This is a genomic window from Streptomyces aidingensis, from assembly GCF_900112355.1.
GTDB classification, from domain to species: Bacteria; Actinomycetota; Actinomycetes; order Streptomycetales; family Streptomycetaceae; genus Streptomyces; species Streptomyces aidingensis.
Window position 1 is genome coordinate 387,729 of record NZ_FOLM01000002.1, and the last position, 17,948, is coordinate 405,676.

Sequence of the window (17,948 nt, forward strand, 5' to 3'; positions counted from 1 at the left end):
GGTGCGCCGCCGGCTAGAGGTGGGCGAGTTTGTGGAGGACGGGTGCGGCGCCGCGCAGCAGCGCCCACTCCTCGTCGTCGAGCCGGCCGGCCAGCCCGGTCAGCCAGGCGTTGGTCTGCGCCCGGGTGGCCTGGAGCATCTCCTCGGCCCGCTCGGTGGGGGTGACGGTCTTCTGGCGGCGGTCGTCGGCGTGCGGTTCGAGCCGGACCAGTCCGCGTTCGTGAAGCTGGGAGATGATCCGGGTCATGGTGGGCGGCTGGACATGCTCCTTGCGGGCCAGTTCCCCCGGGGTCATGGCGCCGCAGCGGTGCAGGGTGCCGAGTGCGGAGAGCTCGGCGAGGCCCATCGAGCGGTCCACGCGCTGGTGCCGGATGCGGCGGGCGAGCCGGAGCACGGCGATCCGCAGGGTGTTGACGGCCGCGGCGTTCTCGGGATCGCCCGGCAGCTCGCCGGACGGCGCACCGGAGGCGCCCGCTACGGCCGGTCCGTCCGTGGCGTCCGTGGCGTCCGGAGCGTCCGGAGCGTCGGGTATCGAGTGCCGCGGCGGTTCGGGGGAGGTGGCTTCCGACATGCTGATCAGATTACGTGATTAGCTTGGCTAACGAAAGTTCTGCCGGAAGCGGTGTGCGGGAGGCCACGCTCCGGGGCGCACGACCCTCTCGTACCCTGGTCGCTACAGGTGTGAGGGAGGCGGAATGCGCTGGGCAGACCTGACCAGCGGCGCCCGGGAGGCCCCGGAGCCGCTGGAGGGCAATGTGATCGCCACAGTGGTGGCCGGCACCGCGGTATGGGCCGTGCTGTTCCTCATCCAGGTGCCGTTCCACGGCCGCCTCGCCGACGACGGCCGCGGGAATTGGCTGTGGATCTGCCTGACCGGCTTCGGCCTCGGCCTGTTCGGCCTGTGGTACTCCCGCCGCCGGGAGGCCGCCCTGCGCGCCGCCGCCCGCCGGGAGTCCGGAGCACCGGCCGACGGACCGTCACCCGAGGGCCGCGGGCCCGCCGGGACCGACTGAGTCCCGCCCGGCCGCACCATGACCACCAGCGAACCGATGGACGCAGAAGCCGGGTCCGCCGTCCGGGAATCCGCCGCGCCCGGTGAGCCGCCCCGTACCGTCATCCCCATGACACCGACCGAGGCCCCCGCGGCCTCACGCGCAACCGGACTGACCGCCGCCGACGTCGCGCAGCGCGTGGCCCGCGGCGAGGTGAACGACGTCCCGGTGCGTTCCTCCCGCTCGGTCAAAGAGATCGTCCGGGCCAATGTCTTCACCCTCTTCAACGCCGTGATCGGCGCGCTCTTCGCCATCGTCCTGGTGGTCGGCCCCATCCAGGACGGGCTGTTCGGCTTTGTGATCATCGCCAACGCGCTGATCGGCATCGTCCAGGAACTGCGCGCCAAGCGGACCCTGGACAATCTGGCGGTGATCGGCGAGGCCCGGCCCACCGTGCGCCGCGACGGCCGCAGCCAGGAGGTGGCCACCGCCGGGATCGTGCTGGACGACGTGATCGAGCTGGCGCCCGGCGACAAGATCGTGGTGGACGGCACGGTCATCGAGGCCGACGGCCTGGAGGTGGACGAATCGCTGCTCACCGGGGAGGCCGATCCGGTGCTCAAGCACCCCGGCGACCCGGTGCTCTCCGGCAGCTTCGTGGTGGCCGGCGGCGGCGCCTTCACCGCCACCAAGGTCGGCCGCGAGGCCTACGCCGCCCAGCTGGCCGAGGAGGCGTCCCGCTTCACCCTGGTCCACTCCGAGCTGCGCAGCGGCATCAGCAAGATTATCAAATACTGCGTGCTGCTGATGATCCCGGCCGCCGTCGGACTGATCGTCAGCCAGTTGCTGATCGAACGGGCGGATGTGGCCGAGGCCGTGCGGCGGATGGTGGCCGGGATCGTGGTGATGGTCCCGGAGGGCCTGGTGCTGCTCACCTCGGTGGCCTTCGCCATCGGCGTCATCCGGCTGGGCCGCAAGCAGTGCCTGGTGCAGGAGCTGCCGGCGATTGAGGGCCTGGCCCGGGTGGACGTGGTCTGCCTGGACAAGACCGGCACCCTCACCGAGGGCGGCATGGATCTCGGCGGAATCCGGCTGCTGGACGGCGCGGCGGGCCCCGACGGGGACCCGGCCGCCGGCGAGACCCATGTCCGGCAGGCGCTGGGCGCGCTGGGCGGCTGCGATCCGCACCCCAACGCCAGCATGCAGGCGGTGATCGACGCCTGCCCCGCCCCGGACGGCTGGCGCGGGCAGGAGACGCTGCCGTTCTCCTCCGCCCGCAAGTACAGCGGGGCGGTGCTGAGCGAGCCGGACGGCACCCGCTCCACCTGGCTGCTGGGCGCACCCGACATTCTGCTGCCGGACGGCCACCCGGCGCTGGCCGAGACCGAGTCGCTCAACGCCGAAGGGCTGCGGGTGCTGCTGCTGGCCCGCTCCGAGCGCCCCCTGGACGAACTGGCCGGCCAGGCCGGGCGGGTGCCGGGCGGAAGCCCGGGCAGGGCCCCGGCCCCCGCCCCGGTCGCCGCTGCCGTGCAGCCGCTGGCCCTGGTGGTGCTGGAGCAGCGGCTGCGCCCGGACGCCGGCGACACCCTGCGCTACTTCGCCGAGGAGAACGTCACGGCGAAGATCATCTCCGGCGACAACGCGGTGTCGGTCGGGGCGGTCGCCGCCAAGCTGGACCTGCCCGGAGCCCACAGCGCGGTGGACGCCCGCGGGCTGCCCGAGGACCAGGAGCGGATGGGCAAGGTGCTGGAGGACGGCACGGTCTTCGGCCGGGTCACCCCGCAGCAGAAGCGGGCCATGGTCGGCGCCCTCCAGGCCCGCGGCCACGACGTGGCCATGACCGGCGACGGCGTCAACGACGTGCTGGCGCTCAAGGACGCCGACATCGGCGTGGCGATGGGCTCCGGCTCCGAGGCCACCCGGGCCGTCGCCCAGATCGTGCTGCTCAACAACAGCTTCGCCACCCTGCCCTCGGTGGTCGCCGAGGGCCGCCGGGTGATCGGCAACATCGAGCGGGTCGCCAATCTCTTTCTGACCAAGACCGTCTACTCGGTCTTCATGGCCTGGGCGGTGATCCTCACCCATGTGCCGTATCCGTTCCTGCCCCGGCACCTGACCCTGCTGTCCTCGCTGACCATCGGCATCCCGGCGTTCTTCCTGGCCCTGGCGCCGAACCGGGAGCGGGCCCGGCCGCACTTCGTGCGCCGGGTGCTGCGGCTGGCCGTGCCGTTCGGGCTGATCGCGGGCGTGAGCACCTTCACCGTCTATCTGCTGGCCCGCGCCTACTACGGCGCCGGCGACAGCACCCGGGAGGCGGAGACCAGCGCCGCCACGCTCACCCTGTTCCTGATCGCGCTGGGCGTGCTGGCGATCATCGCGCGGCCGTACACCTGGTGGCGGCTGCTGCTGATCGCGACCATGGCCACGGCCTTCCTGGTGGTGCTGGTGACGCCCTGGCTCCAGGAGTTCTTCGCGCTCGACCTCCAGGGGCGGGTGATGCCCTGGGTCGCGGTGGGCGTGGCCGCGGCCGGGGTGGCGGGCCTGGAGGTGGCCTGGCGGCTGGTGCCGCGCCGCTGGCCGGATCTGCCCGCCGCCGCGCACTGAGCCCCCACAGCCCGGTACGCGACGACGGGCAGTCCGGTATGGTCACGGCCCCGGCCGACCGGTAGCCGGCCGGTCGAGTTGCGGCCGGGGCCGTGACACGCCCGCTCTCGCCCTCCGGGGTCTCCCCCCAGAGTTACCCCGGGAGAGCGAGAGCGGACCTTCAGGTGCTGGTCCTGGAGAGCACGGCGCCGGTGTGCGCGTCCACCTCGATCCGTTCGATCCTGGGGAAGCGCAGCTCCGGCCCGGCTCCGGTGCCCTGGTACTCGTCCTTGCTCCGGTCCTGGTCCCGGTGCTGGTGCTGGTCCTGCCGCGGTCCGGGCCGCCGGCGATCGTCTCCACCGCCGCCCCAGTTGCCGCGGTCGAGGGTGACGGTCCAGCGGCCGGTGTGCCAGATGTCGGCCTCGGCGGTGGCCGGAGCGGTCAGGTCGCCGGCCAGCCGGCGGGCGGCCACCGTGGCCTGCGCCGCGGAGACCGGGAACCCGCCGGGGCCGGCGGCGGCCTCCGCGGCCGTGCCGCGGACATCCGCGAAGTAGACCACCGCGCCCGAACGGAGATCGATCTCCACCGACACCTCCCGGGCCCCCGGCACGCCCGACCACAGCGGGCGCCAGCACAGCAGCCGCAGCGCGTCGCCGTCCAGATGACCGGCCGGCTCGTCCGCGGTCAGCAGCCAGCCGTCGTCCGCGCCGGAGCCGAAGCCGGGCACCTGGGCCTCGGCGAAGCGCCGGGCCGCCAGCCGCGCACCCTCTGCGGACAGCCGCACCGGGCCGGCGGTGGAGGGGGTGCCCACCGCGTCCAGCACCGAGCCGTCGGGCCGCACGCGGTAGACCACCCCCTCCGCCGTGGCCACCTCGGTCAGCCCGGTGGACTCCTCGACGGGCCGGGAGGCCGCCGGCGCCGGGGAGGAGGCGACCGAGACCGGGGTGAGTTCGTGGAAGCCCGCGAACGGCCGGGTGACCGTCGGGCCGAAGGGCAGTGCGTCATGGGCGCCGGTGGAGGCCCCGCGGATGACATAGCGGTGCCATCCGCCGCTGTGCCCCTCCCGCGCCACCAGTTCGGTGCGGGCCAGCGCCAGGGCGGTCAGCAGGGTGCCGCCCTCGGAGCTGTGGGCGGAGAAACGGCTCCAGAAGTAGTTGCCCGAGCCCTCGCCGTTGTCGGCCGGCACACCGGGCGCGGTGGCCGGGTAGTACACCAGGCCGGAGAAGGTGATCACCGAATCGACTCCCCGGGACACCGAGGCCGCACCGAGATCCGCCCAGCGGGAGGTGCAGCAGCCCGCCAGCAGCAGCAGGCTCATCCCGCGTGCCCCGCGGTCGGGCGATGGGCGGACGGGGACGGTGGTGCCATGGGGATCCGGTATTCCTGCCGCACCATGTCGATGATCGCTCCCTCCGTCGGCGGCTGTGAGCGCATACATCTGCTCTACGGCGGAAAGCGGTTCCTGCGTCGCGCGAGTTGGAAAAAATTCCAGAACCGCTCCGGAGCCGGCTCCGGACGGCCGGTGACCACGGGCGGGTCGGGCCGCGGCCCGGATCAGGACGCCGCGCGCGGTCCTCCGCCCGCCGCACCACCGGCGTCGGCGTTCCCCGCCGCACCACCCGAGTTGCCGTTCCCGGCCGCGCCGCCCGAGTTGCCGTTCCCCGCCGCACCACCCGAGCCGGCGTTACCGGCCACGCCGCCCGAATTGGCGTTACCGGATGCTGCGCCCGCGATGCCCGAAGCCGCGTTTCCGGAGCCACCGGACTGTTCCGGAGACCCCTCCGAGGCCCCCGCCGGCGGCCGGCCGTCCGCTCCGCTTCCCCGGGTCCCCGCGTCCACCGGCCCCTCCCCCGCTCCGCCGGACCCGGCCTCCGCCGCCGGACCGGGCACCGTGCCCGGGGCGCCGTTCGCATTGCCGCTGCCGGTGGCGCCCGGGCCCGCGTCGGCGGCGTTCTCCGCCCCTTCCGGGTTCGGCCCGGACCGCTCCCGTCCCGTGCCGTCCGCGTCCCGGCCGTCCTCGGCGTTGTCGGCGTCCTCGGCGTTGTCGGCGTCCTCGGCGTCCTCGGTCTTCTTCTCCTGCTTCCGCTCCCGGTCGTCCTCCCCGGCGGCGTGGTCGGAAGCGGTGGGCTGGCCGGGAAACCACTCACCCGTGCCGTCCCCGGCGTCCTCGCCGGTGCCGTCCGGGCTGCCCGGAGCTCCGTCGGCCGGCGGATGGGACGACGGCGCCGACTCGGTGACCACCGGCACCACCAGCAGTCCCAGCCCGGCGGCCGAGGCCGCCGCCGCGGCCACCGGCGCGGGCGCCGGGCCGGCCGCGCCGGAGCCGCGCACCATCACCCGCCACAGCCACACCCCCACCCCCAGCGTCGCCACCAGCGCCGCGCGCAGCGTCTTGCGGCCCCGGGCCAGCAGCGACTGCACGGCGCGGTAGCTCAGACCCATATGACGGGCGATCCGGTCCAGCTCCATGCCTTCGGCCTGGAGCGCCAGTGCCTCGGCCTGACGGGCCGGCAGCAGTTCGTCCCGCCGCCGCTGGAGCCAGCGCGCCTCGGCCACATCGCAGACCGACTCCTCCACGCTGCGCTCCACGTCCACCGGGCCCGGGACGGCGGGCAGCTCGAAGGCGGTCCCGCCGCCGCTGCCCGCCTCCCGGCGCATCTGGCGGTGGCGGTCCACGCAGAGCCGGATGGTGACGGTGGTCAGCCAGGCACCGAGCCGCGCCGGATCCAGGTCCCGCCGCTCGGCCGCGCGCAGCATCGCCTCGTGCACGGCGTCCTCGGCGTCCTCCCGGGTCGCCGAGCGGCGCATGGCGATGCGGAGCAGCTCCTCACGATGGCTCCACACCCGTGCCCACCAGTCGTCCCCGGTGCCGTTCCACGCTGCGCTCACGGCTGGCCTCCCCGCTGTCCCGGCCGGTGACCGGCCCGCACGCGGCATAGCAGTAGCAGTCTCCCGCCCCTCCGGGGGACGTCCCGGGGGCACCAAGAAGCAGAGCAGCCGACCGGTGTCCCCCGCAAGGGTTCCTTGTCTCATCGTCATCATTCCGGTCACTCAGGTACCGCAAACCGGTGCCCGGCACCCGCCGTTCACCTTGCCCGCCCCCGTCCGTCACCGCGGGGCCGGGGGCCGGGGCCCGGGGGCCGGGGTCAGTCGAACCAGCGGGCGGTGGCCAGTTCGGGGGCCCGGTCGGGGTCCTGGAGCAGGGCCGCCAGCTCGAAACGGCGCGGCCACTGGCCGGCGGCCCAGGCCAGACCGGCGGCCAGACCCTCCACCGTGGCGGCATGCAGGGTGCCGTCCCCGGTCAGCCGCCACTCCAGGTCCACGCCGTCGATCAGCAGTTCGTCGTGTTCCCGGTAGTTCTCCGGGGCGGACGGCCCCAGCAGGGCGCGGGCCGCCTCGGGCACCGGGTGCGGGCTGCCGCCGGCCGGCGGCACGGCCGGCAGTACCGCGCTGAGCAGCGGCACCTCCAGCAGCGCGGCCAGCGCCGTCGCCCGCCGCGGGTCCACCGGCAGCAGCGGCAGCCCGGCCGCCATCGCCAGGGGCAGCAGATCCGGCGCGTCCGCGACCGCCGCCCGGGCCGCCGCCACCACGTCCGGCTCCTCCGCCCCCGGCACCGCGCGCAGTTCGTCGGGCAGCGTGACCTCCTCCGGGTCCAGCTCGGCCAGCAGCGAGTACAGGCCGTGCAGCTGGGCGGCGGTCACCGGGCGGTCCGGATCGGCCAGCCGGGCCAGCAGTTCGGCGGCGCCGCCCGGCTCGTCCAGCAGGGCGGCGGCGCTGGTGCGCACGCCCAGCGCGCGCAGCACCTGCTCGTCGGCCTCGGCGGTGTCCACCGCCTCGTAGAGCCCGGCCAGCAGCGGGTCGCCGCCGGCCGCGCGCAGGCCGGCCGGGCGGCGGCCGTCCAGCACCGGCGCGCCGCGCAGCCACCAGGCGGTGTAGGAACGGACGGTCTCGGCCGAGCCGTCCGGCATCCGTACCCGCACCGGCGTGGTCAGGGCGTCGCGCAGCGGCGGCTCGGAGAGCATGGCCAGCGCCTGCGGCCAGCGGTCGTCGTCCACCAGTTCCAGATCCCGCACCCCGGCCAGCTCGGCGGCGACCGGCGGCAGCGGGCTGTCCGGCAGGGCGTCCAGCGCGTCCTCGCACCAGACGTCCACCGCGTCCAGTACGCCGATGTCGTCCGGTTCCGGGAGGTCGGTGTCGCGCGGCTCCAGCTCGTCCGGATCCAGTACCACATCGGTGGCCCGGACCAGGGCGAAGCCGGCCTGGACGCCGACCGCGGTGAGCGGCTGTTCGCCCCAGCGGGCAGCGAGTTCCGGGTCGCAGGCGGCGAGTTCGCCCTCCCGGATGACCTGCTGGAAGGGGCTGCCGGGGTAGACGAGTTCGGCCGCCGGGGCCGGCTCGCCGTCCTCGTCGGGCAGGGCCAGGGCGCCCAGCCAGGGCAGTTCGCCGGGCTCCAGGGCGGCGTCCCGGACCAGGCCCAGGACGGTCTCCGCCAGTTCCCCGGCGGTCAGCGGGCCCGGGCCTTCACGGCCCTCGCCGGGGCCGTCGCCGTCGCCGGGCTCGGCGCCCAGGTCCCAGGCCCAGGCCGCCTCCTCGTCCAGGGAGTTGGCCACCGCGGCCCGCACCTGCGAGGTCTCCAGCACGGCCCGCGGGGTGGCGGGGGTCGCGCCCAGCTTCTCCAGCAGGGGGTGGGCGGCCTCCGGGTGCACCGCCTTCAGGCCCAGCCTGGCCAGCCCGGCGGGGTCGGTGCCGGGCAGCGGCAGCAGCACCTGGCGCGGGCCGATGGTGGTGCGGCCGTCGGCGAGCGGGACCGGCAGGCCGGACAGCCGGTCCGGGTCGGTGCCGGCCAGGGAGTCGTACAGCCGCCGCCACCAGGCGGGCGGGCGCTCGGCGCCGGCCACCCGGTCCACGGCCTCCCCGAGCGGCACCCGGGCGACGCCGAGCAGCCGCAGGGCGCTGTGGTGTTCCACGCCGGCGGGCAGCAGCCCGGGGAACAGCTCGCCGAGTACGGCCACGGTCTCCCGGCCGGCGCCCTCGATCACCTCGGCGTCCACCGCCCGCAGCGCCTCGGGGGGCGCGCCGTCCCCCGCGTCCGCGCCGTCCGCCGTGCCGGGGGCGACGGCGGGCGGCAGGAACGGGGTGGCGGGCAGCAGCCGCAGCAGATGGTCCCGGAGGCCGCCGTCGATCTCGCCCAGCCCCAGCGGGCCCGGCACCAGCTCCAGAATGCCGGTGGTCACCGGGCGCCAGTCCGCCAGCAGCCGGGCATAGGCCTGCGCCGCCCGCTCCAGCAGAAAGTCCGTCAGCGGACCGGGGGCCACCCGGCGCCGGGTCGGCTCCAGCGGGAAGGACGCGATCAGCAGCGCGGGCACGCCCAGCGCGTCGTCGGTGGGGGTGGGCGCGTGCACCACCCGGGCGCCGGGAGGCGGCGCCGGGGTGCCGTCCGGCCGCACCGGGACCGCCCAGGTCACCGACCACACCGGCCGTTCCCGCTCCTCCAGCGGCCGGTCGGCCAGCAGTTCCCGGGCGGCGGTGCCGCTGTCGGTGACGGTCCGCCAGCGGGTGGTGCGCTCCCCGGGGGCCGCGCCGCCGGTGGTCACCGCGTGGATCACGGTGTCGGCGCCGTCCGGGCGCCGGGTGAGGGTGCGGACCTCGCCGGGAAGCTCGACGACCACCTCGGTCAGTCCGGGCAGGGTCAGCAGCAGGGTGTCGTCCAGCCCGGCCAGCAGCCGGGCGGCCAGTTCACCGGCGGCCGCGTCCCGCAGCGGCAGCACGACCTCGGTGTCGTAGCCGTCGGCCGGGCGGGCGTCGCCGGCCCGGGGCAGCGGGAGCCGCAGCAGCGGCACGGCATGCCGGTCGCCCGCCCGCCGGTCCAGCTCGGCGGCCAGGCCGGGACTGTCCGCGGCGGCCCCGCGGGCCAGCCGGGCGGCCTCGGCCAGCGACCAGCGGACCCCGCCGGTGCGGCTGACCACCGCCGGCTCGTCGGTCACGGTCAGCACGGCGGCGAAGCCGACGCCGAACCGTCCCACGCTGGAGACATGGCCGGGCAGATCCCGCTTGGCCGAGGCGCGCAGCGTGGAGAGCGACTCCACGCCGACCGCGTCCAGGGGATCGCCGCTGTTGGCGGCGGTGAGCACACCGTCGCGCAGCGCCAGCCGCAGCCGGCCGGGCACGCCGGCCCGGGCCGCGGCGTCGGCGGCGTTCTGCGCCAGCTCGACGACGAGGCGGTCGCGGTAGCCGCCGCGCGCCAGGTCCTCCTCGGTGTTCGCGTCCTCCCGGAACCGGGCCGGAGATGCGGTCCAGGCGTCCAGTACGGCACGCCGCAGCCGCGCGGTGTCGAAGGTGTCGCTGCCGGTCATCTCTCGCTGCCTGGGGTCTCGGGACCGGCACCGGCCCGCGGCCGGACCGGTCGGTCCGCTGGCCCGGGCCGGTCGGCGCGGGCGTCACGCACAGGACAGTACCGCCCTGCTGCCGCGCCCCCGCCGCTCGCCCGGCACCAAGCGGCAGCGGCCCGGCCGTCCGCGCCGCCCCCGCCGCTGCCCGGTGGCGCCGGGGAAATGAGCGGCGGGGCCGCCGGCAGGGCTGGTAGCCTCGCCGCCCGTGCCTGACATAACGTTCCTGCTCATCGTCGGTCCGGTCATCTTCTTCGGCTCCGTGGTGCAGGGCGGTGTGGGGCTCGGACTGGGCCTGATCGCCGCCCCCGTGGTCGCCTTCGTCGAACCCTCCCTGATGCCCGGCGCGCTGCTCACCGCCACCGCGATCCTGCCGGTGCTGAGCGTGGCCACGGAATGGCGGCACATCGACTGGCGGACGCTGGCCTGGGCGCTGCCCGCCCGGCTGCCCGGCTCGGTGGCCGGGGCCTGGCTGGTGGCGGTGCTCGACCCGACCGCGCTGGGCGCGGCGGTCGGCCTGATGGTGCTGCTGGCCGTGGCGGCGACGCTGACCGCGCTGCGCATCGAGATCACCCCGGTGTCGCTGCTGACGGCCGGTGCGGCCTCCGGCCTGACCGGCACCGCGACCTCGATCGGCGGGCCGCCGCTGGCGCTGGTGCTCCAGCACTCGGCGGCGCCCATGGTGCGCGGCACCCTGGGCGCGTTCTTCGTGGTCGGGGCCTCGCTGTCGCTGGCCGTGCTGGCGGCCGGCGGGCAGCTCACCGGCGAGCAGGTGGGCACGGGCCTGGCCCTGGTGCCGTTCGTGGTCGCCGGTTTCGCGGCCTCCCGGCCGCTGCGCCGGAAGCTGGAGAACGCCCGGTTCCGCGCCGCACTGCTGGGCGTGGTCTCGCTCTCCGGGCTCGCCCTGGTGCTGCGGTATCTGCTCTGAGCCGCGCGGCGGGCGGCGCCCGGCTCAGAGCGGATCGGCGCCGAGGTGGTCGATCACCGGCGGGGGCGGCGGCTTGGGCGCGGGCGTCCTGGCCGCCTCCGAGTGCCCGCCGCAGCCGTAGGCCAGCGACACCACCCGGCCGTCGGCGGGCGAGAACTGGTTGGCGCAGACGCCGAACGCCTGCCGCAGCGAGCCGGTCATGGGCACCAGAAAGCCGCAGCTCGCGCACGTGCCCGGGGCCGCCTGGGCCATCGGGGTGTCCGCGCCGTACTGCTCCTCCCAGCGGTCCGCTGCCTCCCGCATGCCATGGCGGGAGAGCACCCGCACCCGGCCGAGGCCGAGTTCCTCGGCGATGGCGGCGATGGTGGCCCGCCGGGGCGGCGGCGCCGCGCCGGCGTCCGGCTCCTCCGCCGCCTCCGGTTCCGCCGCCGCGGCCCCGGGCTCCTCCTCCACCGTGGCCCCGGGCGACTCCACCGAGTTGGGCGGCGGCTCGTCCTCACCGCTGAAGCCGGGCTCCAGCCGCAGATCGTCGCCGGGCGCCGGCAGCAGATCGCCGGGGCTGAGATCCCCCGGCCGCAGCCGCTCGCTCCACGGCACCCACTGGGGCGCCAGCAGCGCGTCCGGGCCGGGCAGCAGCGCCACCTCGTCGACCGTCACATGCCGGGCCCGGGACGCCCGGGTCACGGTGACGCTCCAGCGCCAGCCCCGGTAGGCCGGATCCAGGCAGTCGAAGAGATGGGTCACCAGCCGGTCGCCTTCGGTGACAACACCCAGGTGCGGCCCGAGCGGCTGCGGGCGGGCGGCTTCGACGGCGGCCTCCCGGGCCAGCTCGACGGCCTCCGCACAAAGCTGGTCGGCGGTTCTCCGACTTCGCGTCCGAACAGTCACTGGCGTTCGACTTTCTCCTGTGCCGTTGTCCGGTGCGGGCGCCGAGGGCGACGAACGGGCCGACGGAGCGGTCTGGCGGACATCCCGCTTCCGGTCCGCCCGCGAGCACCCGGGCCCGCGGTGATCCGGCAGCGTCCCATCCGGTACGTTCCGGCACTCCTCCGGAACCGTCCACCACGCTGACCGGCGCTTTCCGGAGCCGGGCACAGTCCGGAGCCGCTGCGACGTCGTGCTCGGCAAGGCACGGCGCACCGGTCAACCACGCTACCTTACCCAGCGGCCTCCGTCCCCCGGCCGCCGGGATCTTGGCCCGGGCCCCCGCCGGGCAGCGCCGGCCGCCCTTCCGGTGCGCGGCCCGCAAGGAACGGCTCCGGCTCCCTGCCGAGCCCCTACGCTTGCAGGGTGGCCGCCGACAGCACGTCCGATACCAGAGTCAGGGCCCGGACCGGCGCGTTCGTCCGGGTGGTCCGGGCCGCCGGTGGTGCTCTCACCGCTGCGCCCGCCGCCGTGCTGCGCCGCATCCGCCGGGCGACCCATGCCGAGGGCGCCGGCGAATCCGGGCTCGCCAAGCTGATAGAGGTGCATGCCGTCCACTCGATGGGCGACATGCTGATCACCATGGCGCTCGCCTCCACCATCTTCTTCTCGGTGCCGACCAGCGAGGCGCGCGGCCGGGTGGCGCTGTATCTGGCCGTCACCATGGCGCCGTTCATCCTGCTGGCCCCGGTGATCGGCCCGCTGCTGGACCGGCTGCCGCACGGGCGCCGGGCGGCCATGGCCGCGGCCCTGCTGGTGCGGGGCACGCTGGCGCTGCTGATGACGGGCGCGGTGGCGCACGGCGGCCTGGTGCTGTATCCGGCGGCGCTGGGCGTGATGGTGGCGTCCAAGGCGTACAACATCGTGCGCGCCGCGGTGGTGCCGCGGCTGCTGCCGCCGCAGATCTCACTGGTCAAGGCCAATGCCCGGATCACGCTCACCGGCCTGCTCGCGGCGGGTGCCGCGGCCCCGCTGGGTCTGGTGCTCAATGTCATCGGGCCCCAGTGGCCGCTGTACGGCGCGCTGGTCATCACCGTCATCGGTGCCGTGATGTCGTTCCGCCTCCCCCACACGGTGGATCTGGCCAGGGGCGAACGCACCGTGCATCTCCAGGAGCTGGCGCATGCCAGGGCCGCCGCCCGGCAGGCGGGCGACCGGCGGGACGGCGGCGGCCTGATGCGCCGTTTCCGGGCCGGTTTCGGCAGCCGGGAGACCCGTGGCGGACGCGGCGGACGGCAGGGCGGCGGGCTGGTCTCCGACTCCCCGGTGCTGAAGGCCCTGATCGCCAACTCGGCGATCCGCGCGCTGGCCGGGTTTCTCCTCTTCTTTCTGGCCTTTCTGCTGCGCGACCAGCCGTTCGCCGGGTTCACCGCGGCCCTCTCCATGGGCCTGGTGGGGCTGGCCGCCGCGGTCGGCAACGGCGCGGGCAATCTGCTGGGCGCCTGGGCCCGGGACCGCGCCCCCGAGGCGATCCTGCTGACCATGCTGATGCTGGCGCTGGGCAGCACGGTGCTGGCCGCGGCCGTCTACGGGATGCCCACGGTGCTGCTGGCCGCCGTGGTCGCCGGACTGGCGCAGGCGATGGGCAAGCTGTCGCTGGACGCGCTGATCCAGCGCGATGTGCCGGAGGTGGTGCGCACCTCGACGTTCGCCCGCTCCGAGACCACGGTGCAGATGGCCTGGGTGATCGGCGGCGGGATCGGCATCTCGCTGCCGCTGATCGGCACGGTGGGGATGGCGGTGGCGGCCGGTCTGGTGTTCTGCGGCGTGGTCACCACCGTCCGGGGCCTGCTGGCGGCGGCACGCCGCGGCGCGCCGCACCCCCGCGTCCGGTGATGCCGCCCGCCCGGTAACCTGCCCGCATGACCGCACTCTCCTGGAGCCGGGGCCGCCGGGCGGCCCGCACCGCCCTCGCCGCCGGCGCCGCGTCGCTGGGTCTGTTCGCCCTGACCGCCTGTGAGCGGCCCAGTCCCAACGCGCACTTCACTCTCGGTTCGAACACCACGTCGCCGGAGGCGGAGCAGCAGTGCTGGAGTGAGGACAAGCCGCTCAGCGTGGACGCCGCGCAGAGCTGCCTGACCGGCGAGGGAGATGTGGCGTCGTTCCGTACCACCCCCGGCGACACCTTCCGGATCGGGGTGGACCCGGAGGTTGCGGAGGACGGCTGGCTGCTGTTCTACAACGGCCAGCCCGCCGATGTGGAGCTGAACACCACCACCTACCGCAGCTTCGCCACCGAGGAGCTGTACGCCATCGCGCAGTCGGCGCAGCCCTTCCCGGGCATGGAGCTGCCGGAGCCGGAGGGCGAGGAGATCCGGGTCAGCGTGGTGCAGATGAGCGAGAGCTTCAGCTCCGAGGCCCTGGAGTCGGCCGCGAGCTGGGAGGTGCTGATCGAGGAGATGTACGGCAACGTCCTCGGCATCTGGAGCGTCGAGCTGGAGCCCAAGAACGCCGCGGGCGGCGAGGAGGACGGCGCCGGGGAGAGCGGTGCCGACACCGGCACGGACACCGGCACCGGGGATCAGCAGGACGGCGCCGGCACGGGCGGCGCCGCCGAGGAGGACGCCGGGGAGCAGGGTTAGGCCGCGCCGATGGAGCCGAGCCGGATGCTGGTGGTCACCGCGGTTCCCGCCGAGCGGGACGCGGTGGCCGGGGCACTGGCCGGGCCGGCCCGGACCCGGGTGGCCGCCGGGCGGCCCGAGGTGCTGGCCGCCGGGGTCGGCCCGGCAGCCGCCGCGGCCCGCACCGCGGCGGCCCTGACCGCCGCCGCGCTGGCCGGCGAGCCCTACGGCCTGGTGATCTCGGCCGGTGTCGGGGGCGGCTTCCTTCCGGTCGCCGGGATCGGCTCCACGGTGGTGGCGTCCCGGATGGTGGCGGCGGATCTGGGGGTGGAGACGCCGCAGCGCTTTGTGTCCCTGGCGGAGCTGGGCTTCGGCACCTCCGAGCATCTGCCGCCGGCCGGGCTGGCCGAGGAGGCGGCCGGGGCCGCCGGGGCGGTGCTGGGGCCGGTGCTGACGGTGGCCACGGTGACCGGCACCGCGGAGCGCGCCGCCGGGCTCGCCGCCCGCCACCCGGGGGCGGCGGCCGAGGCGATGGAGGGCTTCGGGGTGGCCGAGGCCGCGGCCGGGCAGGGCGTGCCGGTGCTGGAGGTGCGCACGGTGTCCAATGTGGTGGGCCCGCGGGACCGTTCCGCCTGGCGGATCGCGGAGGCGCTCGCGGCCCTGACCGTGGCCTTCGGCAAGCTGCTGCCGGTCCTGGAGTCCTGGCCCGGCCCCGTACGGGACGAACGGAAGTGACGGGCATGACGAGTGCGGCGGGTGTGACGGCGATCGGCGGAGCGGGCGGCGAGCGGGGGCCCGGCCGGGAGCTGGACATCGCGTATTCGCCGTGCCCCAACGACACCTTCGTCTTCCACGCCTGGGCACACGGCCTGGTGCCGGACGCCCCGCCCGTCCGGGTGACCTTCGCGGACATCGACATCACCAACGGGCTGGCCGAGCGCGGCCGGGGCAGCCTGCTCAAGGTCTCCTACGCCGTCCTGCCCTGGGTGCTGCACCAGTACGCGCTGCTGCCCTGCGGCGGTGCGCTGGGCCGCGGCTGCGGCCCGCTGGTGCTCACCCGGGGCCCGGAGACCACCGAGGCGGCGCTGGCCGGCGGCACGGTGGCGGTGCCGGGCGAGCGCTCCACCGCCTATCTGCTGTTCCGGCTCTGGGCCGCCGAACGGGTGCCGGGCGGCGGCGTGGGCCGGGTGGTGGTGCTGCCGTTCCACGAGATCATGCCGGCGGTGCGGGACGGCCGGGTGGACGCCGGGCTGGTGATCCACGAGGCCCGGTTCACCTACCGCGGCTTCGGGCTGCACCGCCTCGCCGACCTGGGCGAGTTCTGGGAGCGCGGCACCGGCCATCCGATCCCGCTGGGCGCCATCGTCGCCAAGCGCTCGCTGGGCGCCGGAACGCTGCGCGGGCTGGCCGGGACGATCCGCCGCTCGGTGCGGATGGCCTGGGACGATCCCGGGGCCTCACGGGAGTATGTGCTGCGGCACGCCCAGGAGATGGACCCGGAGGTGGCGGAGGGGCACATCGGGCTGTATGTCAACGACTTCACGGCCGATCTGGGCGAGGCGGGCCTGGCGGCCGTCCGCGCGCTGCTGGACCGGGCCGCCGAACGGGGCCTGGTCCCGCCCGTGGACCCGGCCCTGCTCCGCCTTCCCTGAGGGGGGAGCAGGGCGCCGGCGGCGCGGAGCGCGGGGGTCAGACGTCGAGTTCGTCGGCGACGGCGCGGAGCATGCCGGCGATCTTCCGGCCGGCCTGCTTCTCCGGGTAGCGTCCGCGCTCCAGCTGCTGGGCGACGCCGTCCAGCAGTGTGCTCAGGTCCTGGACGATCGACACCAGCTCGTCCGGCTTGCGGCGGCGGGCCGCGACCACCGAGGGCGCCGGGTCGAGCAGCGCCACCGACAGCGCCTGCTCGCCGCGCTGCCCGGCCACCACGCCGAACTCCACCCGCTGCCCCGGCTTGAGGGCGGTCACACCACTGGGCAGCGCCGACTGGTGCACGAAGACATCGCCGCCGTCGTCGCGGGAGAGAAAGCCGAAGCCCTTCTCGCTGTTGTACCACTTGACCTTGCCGGTAGGCACGTGTCCTCGTCCTCGTCGCAGTCGTCCTGGCCGCCCACCGGCCAGCGTCCTTCCCACATGGCGCGGGGCGGGCCGCAGGACCCGCCACATACTCCAGGCTAGTCGTACCCGGTCGCCCACGGCACGCCGACGATCAAGGTATGACCTCCCCCACGGGGAGACCGCGTCCCGCGGCCGCCCCCGGGAGCGCCGCCTACCCTGGAGGGGTGAGCGGTACACCTGAGTCCGATAGCCGGAGTGGAGACCTGCTGGTCCGCACGGGCGGAGTGATCTTCGCCGTCGGGGCGGTCGCCACGCTGATCACCTTCATCCCCATGTTCGCGGGATCCGAACCCTTTCCCCCGGTGGCATATGCCGTGTCGATGCTGATGGGCGTGGGGTTCGCGGTGGCCGCCGGAGGGCTGCTGCGGGACATCGCGGTCCAGCGCCGGGCGGCCCGCGCCACCCCTGCGGCGCAGCGCCCGCCCGGCGCCCGGGACGCGGCGCGGGAGGGGCGGCACCGCTGACCGGGGCGGCGCGGTACGCCCGGCACGCGCCACCGCCGGCACCCGGGCCACCCGGTTCACGCACCGTTCACCCGGCGGGTGTGTGCCGCACACCCGCCGCTTGCGTAGTCTCGGGCCATGCGACTGGCCGATCTGGAGGCCGCCAACACCCGGATGCTCGCCCATGCTCCGGTGGTCCGGCCGGTGTCCACCTCCGACATCATCAAGATCCACCGCAAGAAGTTCCCCTACAAGGGCTGGGTGGAGATCGACTCCCCGCACTGCGCGCCCTTCGTGGTGTTCTGCGGCAATGACGAGGCCGTGGCCCTGGACACGCTGTGGAACGGGGAGTTCCGCTACGAGCCGGGCACCCTGGCCACCTGGGCCGGGCTGGCGGCCGGCAGCCGCACGGTGGTGGACGTGGGCGCGCATGTCGGCTACTTCTCGCTGATCGCCGCCCTGGCCGCGCCCGAGGCCACGGTGCACTCCTTCGAACCGGTGGACTACATCCACGCCCGGCTGGCGGTGAATCAGCGGGCCAACAACATCCAGAATCTGGTGCGCCATCAGGCGGGCGTCTCCGACCGGGAGGGCCGGGCGGAGATCACCGTCCGGTTCTCCGCCAATCTGCTCTCCACCGGGGCCTCGCTGGACCGGCTCACCGACACCCCGGGCAGCCGCAGCGTGCAGCCGATCAGGCTGGTGACCCTGGACGGCATGTTCCCGGAGGGCCCGGTCGACCTGATCAAGATCGATGTGGAGGGTCATGAGCCGCGGGTGATCGCCGGGGCCCGGGAGCTGATCCGCCGCGACCGCCCGGTGATCCTGATGGAGGCGCTGCGGGACGCGGCCATGGAGGAACTGCTCGCCGACCTGGGCGGGCTGGGCTACGCGGGGCACTGGCTGCGGGAGAAGGACGGCTCGCTCGTCCCGTATGCCGAGGGCCGCCCGGCCGGCTCGCGCAATCTGCTGTTCCGGCCCGGCGGCGGCCGGGGGCGGCAGCGGGCCTGATCCCC

15 protein-coding genes are annotated in these 17,948 nt (G+C 75.4%); 9 read left to right on the forward strand and 6 right to left on the reverse strand.

Annotated features, from left to right (window positions below; all coding sequences use genetic code 11):
* Positions 1-13 precede the first annotated feature (13 nt).
* A complete protein-coding gene (locus tag BM242_RS06270; protein ID WP_093837646.1) occupies positions 14-571 on the reverse strand; it encodes a MarR family winged helix-turn-helix transcriptional regulator in 558 nt (185 codons plus the stop codon).
* A gap of 124 nt (positions 572-695) precedes the next feature.
* Between BM242_RS06270 and BM242_RS06275 the strand changes: the two genes are divergently transcribed.
* Positions 696-1,013 carry a DUF2530 domain-containing protein gene (locus BM242_RS06275; protein ID WP_093837647.1) on the forward strand — a complete coding sequence of 106 codons (318 nt, stop codon included), beginning with the start codon at positions 696-698 and terminating at the stop codon, positions 1,011-1,013.
* A 108-nt stretch (positions 1,014-1,121) separates the two neighbouring features.
* Positions 1,122-3,596 carry an HAD-IC family P-type ATPase gene (locus tag BM242_RS06280; RefSeq protein ID WP_093837848.1) on the forward strand — a complete coding sequence of 825 codons (2,475 nt, stop codon included), beginning with the start codon at positions 1,122-1,124 and terminating at the stop codon, positions 3,594-3,596.
* 160 nt (positions 3,597-3,756) lie between these two features.
* Here BM242_RS06280 and BM242_RS06285 read toward each other — a convergent pair whose 3' ends face one another.
* The 3 genes from BM242_RS06285 to BM242_RS06295 all read right to left on the reverse strand — a co-directional run bounded on the left by BM242_RS06285 (position 3,757) and on the right by BM242_RS06295 (position 9,928).
* Positions 3,757-4,893: a hypothetical protein gene (locus tag BM242_RS06285; RefSeq protein WP_093837648.1), complete on the reverse strand. Its 1,137-nt coding sequence runs from the start codon at positions 4,891-4,893 to the stop codon at positions 3,757-3,759.
* 236 nt (positions 4,894-5,129) lie between these two features.
* Entirely contained in the window at positions 5,130-6,464 is a 1,335-nt protein-coding gene (locus BM242_RS29810; protein WP_245833861.1) for an RNA polymerase sigma factor, read from the reverse strand.
* 257 nt (positions 6,465-6,721) lie between these two features.
* Positions 6,722-9,928, reverse strand: a complete 3,207-nt coding sequence (locus BM242_RS06295; protein WP_093837649.1) for a sacsin N-terminal ATP-binding-like domain-containing protein — start codon at positions 9,926-9,928, stop codon at positions 6,722-6,724.
* A 241-nt stretch (positions 9,929-10,169) separates the two neighbouring features.
* Between BM242_RS06295 and BM242_RS06300 the strand changes: the two genes are divergently transcribed.
* On the forward strand, positions 10,170-10,889 hold the full coding sequence (locus BM242_RS06300; RefSeq protein ID WP_093837650.1) for a sulfite exporter TauE/SafE family protein: 720 nt from the start codon (positions 10,170-10,172) through the stop codon (positions 10,887-10,889).
* Between the two features lie 24 nt (positions 10,890-10,913).
* Here BM242_RS06300 and BM242_RS06305 read toward each other — a convergent pair whose 3' ends face one another.
* Complete coding sequence (locus tag BM242_RS06305) at positions 10,914-11,777, reverse strand: DUF3027 domain-containing protein (protein WP_093837651.1); 864 nt, start codon at positions 11,775-11,777, stop codon at positions 10,914-10,916.
* A 402-nt stretch (positions 11,778-12,179) separates the two neighbouring features.
* On the opposite strand from BM242_RS06305, the gene BM242_RS06310 reads away from it, so the two are divergent.
* From BM242_RS06310 to BM242_RS06325, 4 genes are read left to right on the forward strand one after another with little or no spacing between them, the layout of a single operon-like run.
* Positions 12,180-13,649, forward strand: a complete 1,470-nt coding sequence (locus BM242_RS06310) for an MFS transporter (RefSeq protein WP_425443814.1) — start codon at positions 12,180-12,182, stop codon at positions 13,647-13,649.
* 26 nt (positions 13,650-13,675) lie between these two features.
* On the forward strand, positions 13,676-14,395 hold the full coding sequence (locus BM242_RS06315; protein WP_093837652.1) for a hypothetical protein: 720 nt from the start codon (positions 13,676-13,678) through the stop codon (positions 14,393-14,395).
* Positions 14,396-14,404: 9 nt separating this feature from the next.
* A complete protein-coding gene (locus BM242_RS06320) occupies positions 14,405-15,109 on the forward strand; it encodes a futalosine hydrolase (protein ID WP_093837653.1) in 705 nt (234 codons plus the stop codon).
* Between the two features lie 5 nt (positions 15,110-15,114).
* On the forward strand, positions 15,115-16,026 hold the full coding sequence (locus BM242_RS06325) for a 1,4-dihydroxy-6-naphtoate synthase (RefSeq protein WP_093837654.1): 912 nt from the start codon (positions 15,115-15,117) through the stop codon (positions 16,024-16,026).
* A gap of 37 nt (positions 16,027-16,063) precedes the next feature.
* Here the strand turns inward: BM242_RS06325 and BM242_RS30745 are convergent, their stop codons facing one another.
* Positions 16,064-16,447: a cold-shock protein gene (locus tag BM242_RS30745; protein ID WP_093837655.1), complete on the reverse strand. Its 384-nt coding sequence runs from the start codon at positions 16,445-16,447 to the stop codon at positions 16,064-16,066.
* Positions 16,448-16,653: 206 nt separating this feature from the next.
* Here BM242_RS30745 and BM242_RS06335 point away from each other — a divergent pair, with 206 nt between their 5' ends.
* Both BM242_RS06335 and BM242_RS06340 read left to right on the forward strand, forming a co-directional pair.
* Positions 16,654-16,953 (forward strand): hypothetical protein, encoded by a 300-nt coding sequence (locus BM242_RS06335; RefSeq protein WP_093837656.1) that lies wholly within the window; start codon positions 16,654-16,656, stop codon positions 16,951-16,953.
* Positions 16,954-17,070: 117 nt separating this feature from the next.
* Positions 17,071-17,943, forward strand: a complete 873-nt coding sequence (locus BM242_RS06340) for an FkbM family methyltransferase (protein ID WP_093837657.1) — start codon at positions 17,071-17,073, stop codon at positions 17,941-17,943.
* Positions 17,944-17,948 lie beyond the last annotated feature (5 nt).

Bases quoted from the DNA above. Each gene is read 5' to 3' on its own strand.
- BM242_RS06285 (WP_093837648.1), bottom strand. From the start codon at position 4,893: ATGAGCCTGCTGCTGCTGGCGGGCTGCTGCACCTCCCGCTGGGCGGAT.
- BM242_RS06340 (WP_093837657.1), top strand. From the start codon at position 17,071: ATGCGACTGGCCGATCTGGAGGCCGCCAACACCCGGATGCTCGCCCAT.
- BM242_RS06325 (WP_093837654.1), top strand. From the start codon at position 15,115: ATGACGAGTGCGGCGGGTGTGACGGCGATCGGCGGAGCGGGCGGCGAG.
- BM242_RS06280 (WP_093837848.1), top strand. From the start codon at position 1,122: ATGACACCGACCGAGGCCCCCGCGGCCTCACGCGCAACCGGACTGACC.
- BM242_RS06295 (WP_093837649.1), bottom strand. From the start codon at position 9,928: ATGACCGGCAGCGACACCTTCGACACCGCGCGGCTGCGGCGTGCCGTA.
- BM242_RS06275 (WP_093837647.1), top strand. From the start codon at position 696: ATGCGCTGGGCAGACCTGACCAGCGGCGCCCGGGAGGCCCCGGAGCCG.
- BM242_RS06320 (WP_093837653.1), top strand. From the start codon at position 14,405: ATGGAGCCGAGCCGGATGCTGGTGGTCACCGCGGTTCCCGCCGAGCGG.
- BM242_RS06315 (WP_093837652.1), top strand. From the start codon at position 13,676: ATGACCGCACTCTCCTGGAGCCGGGGCCGCCGGGCGGCCCGCACCGCC.
- BM242_RS06270 (WP_093837646.1), bottom strand. From the start codon at position 571: ATGTCGGAAGCCACCTCCCCCGAACCGCCGCGGCACTCGATACCCGAC.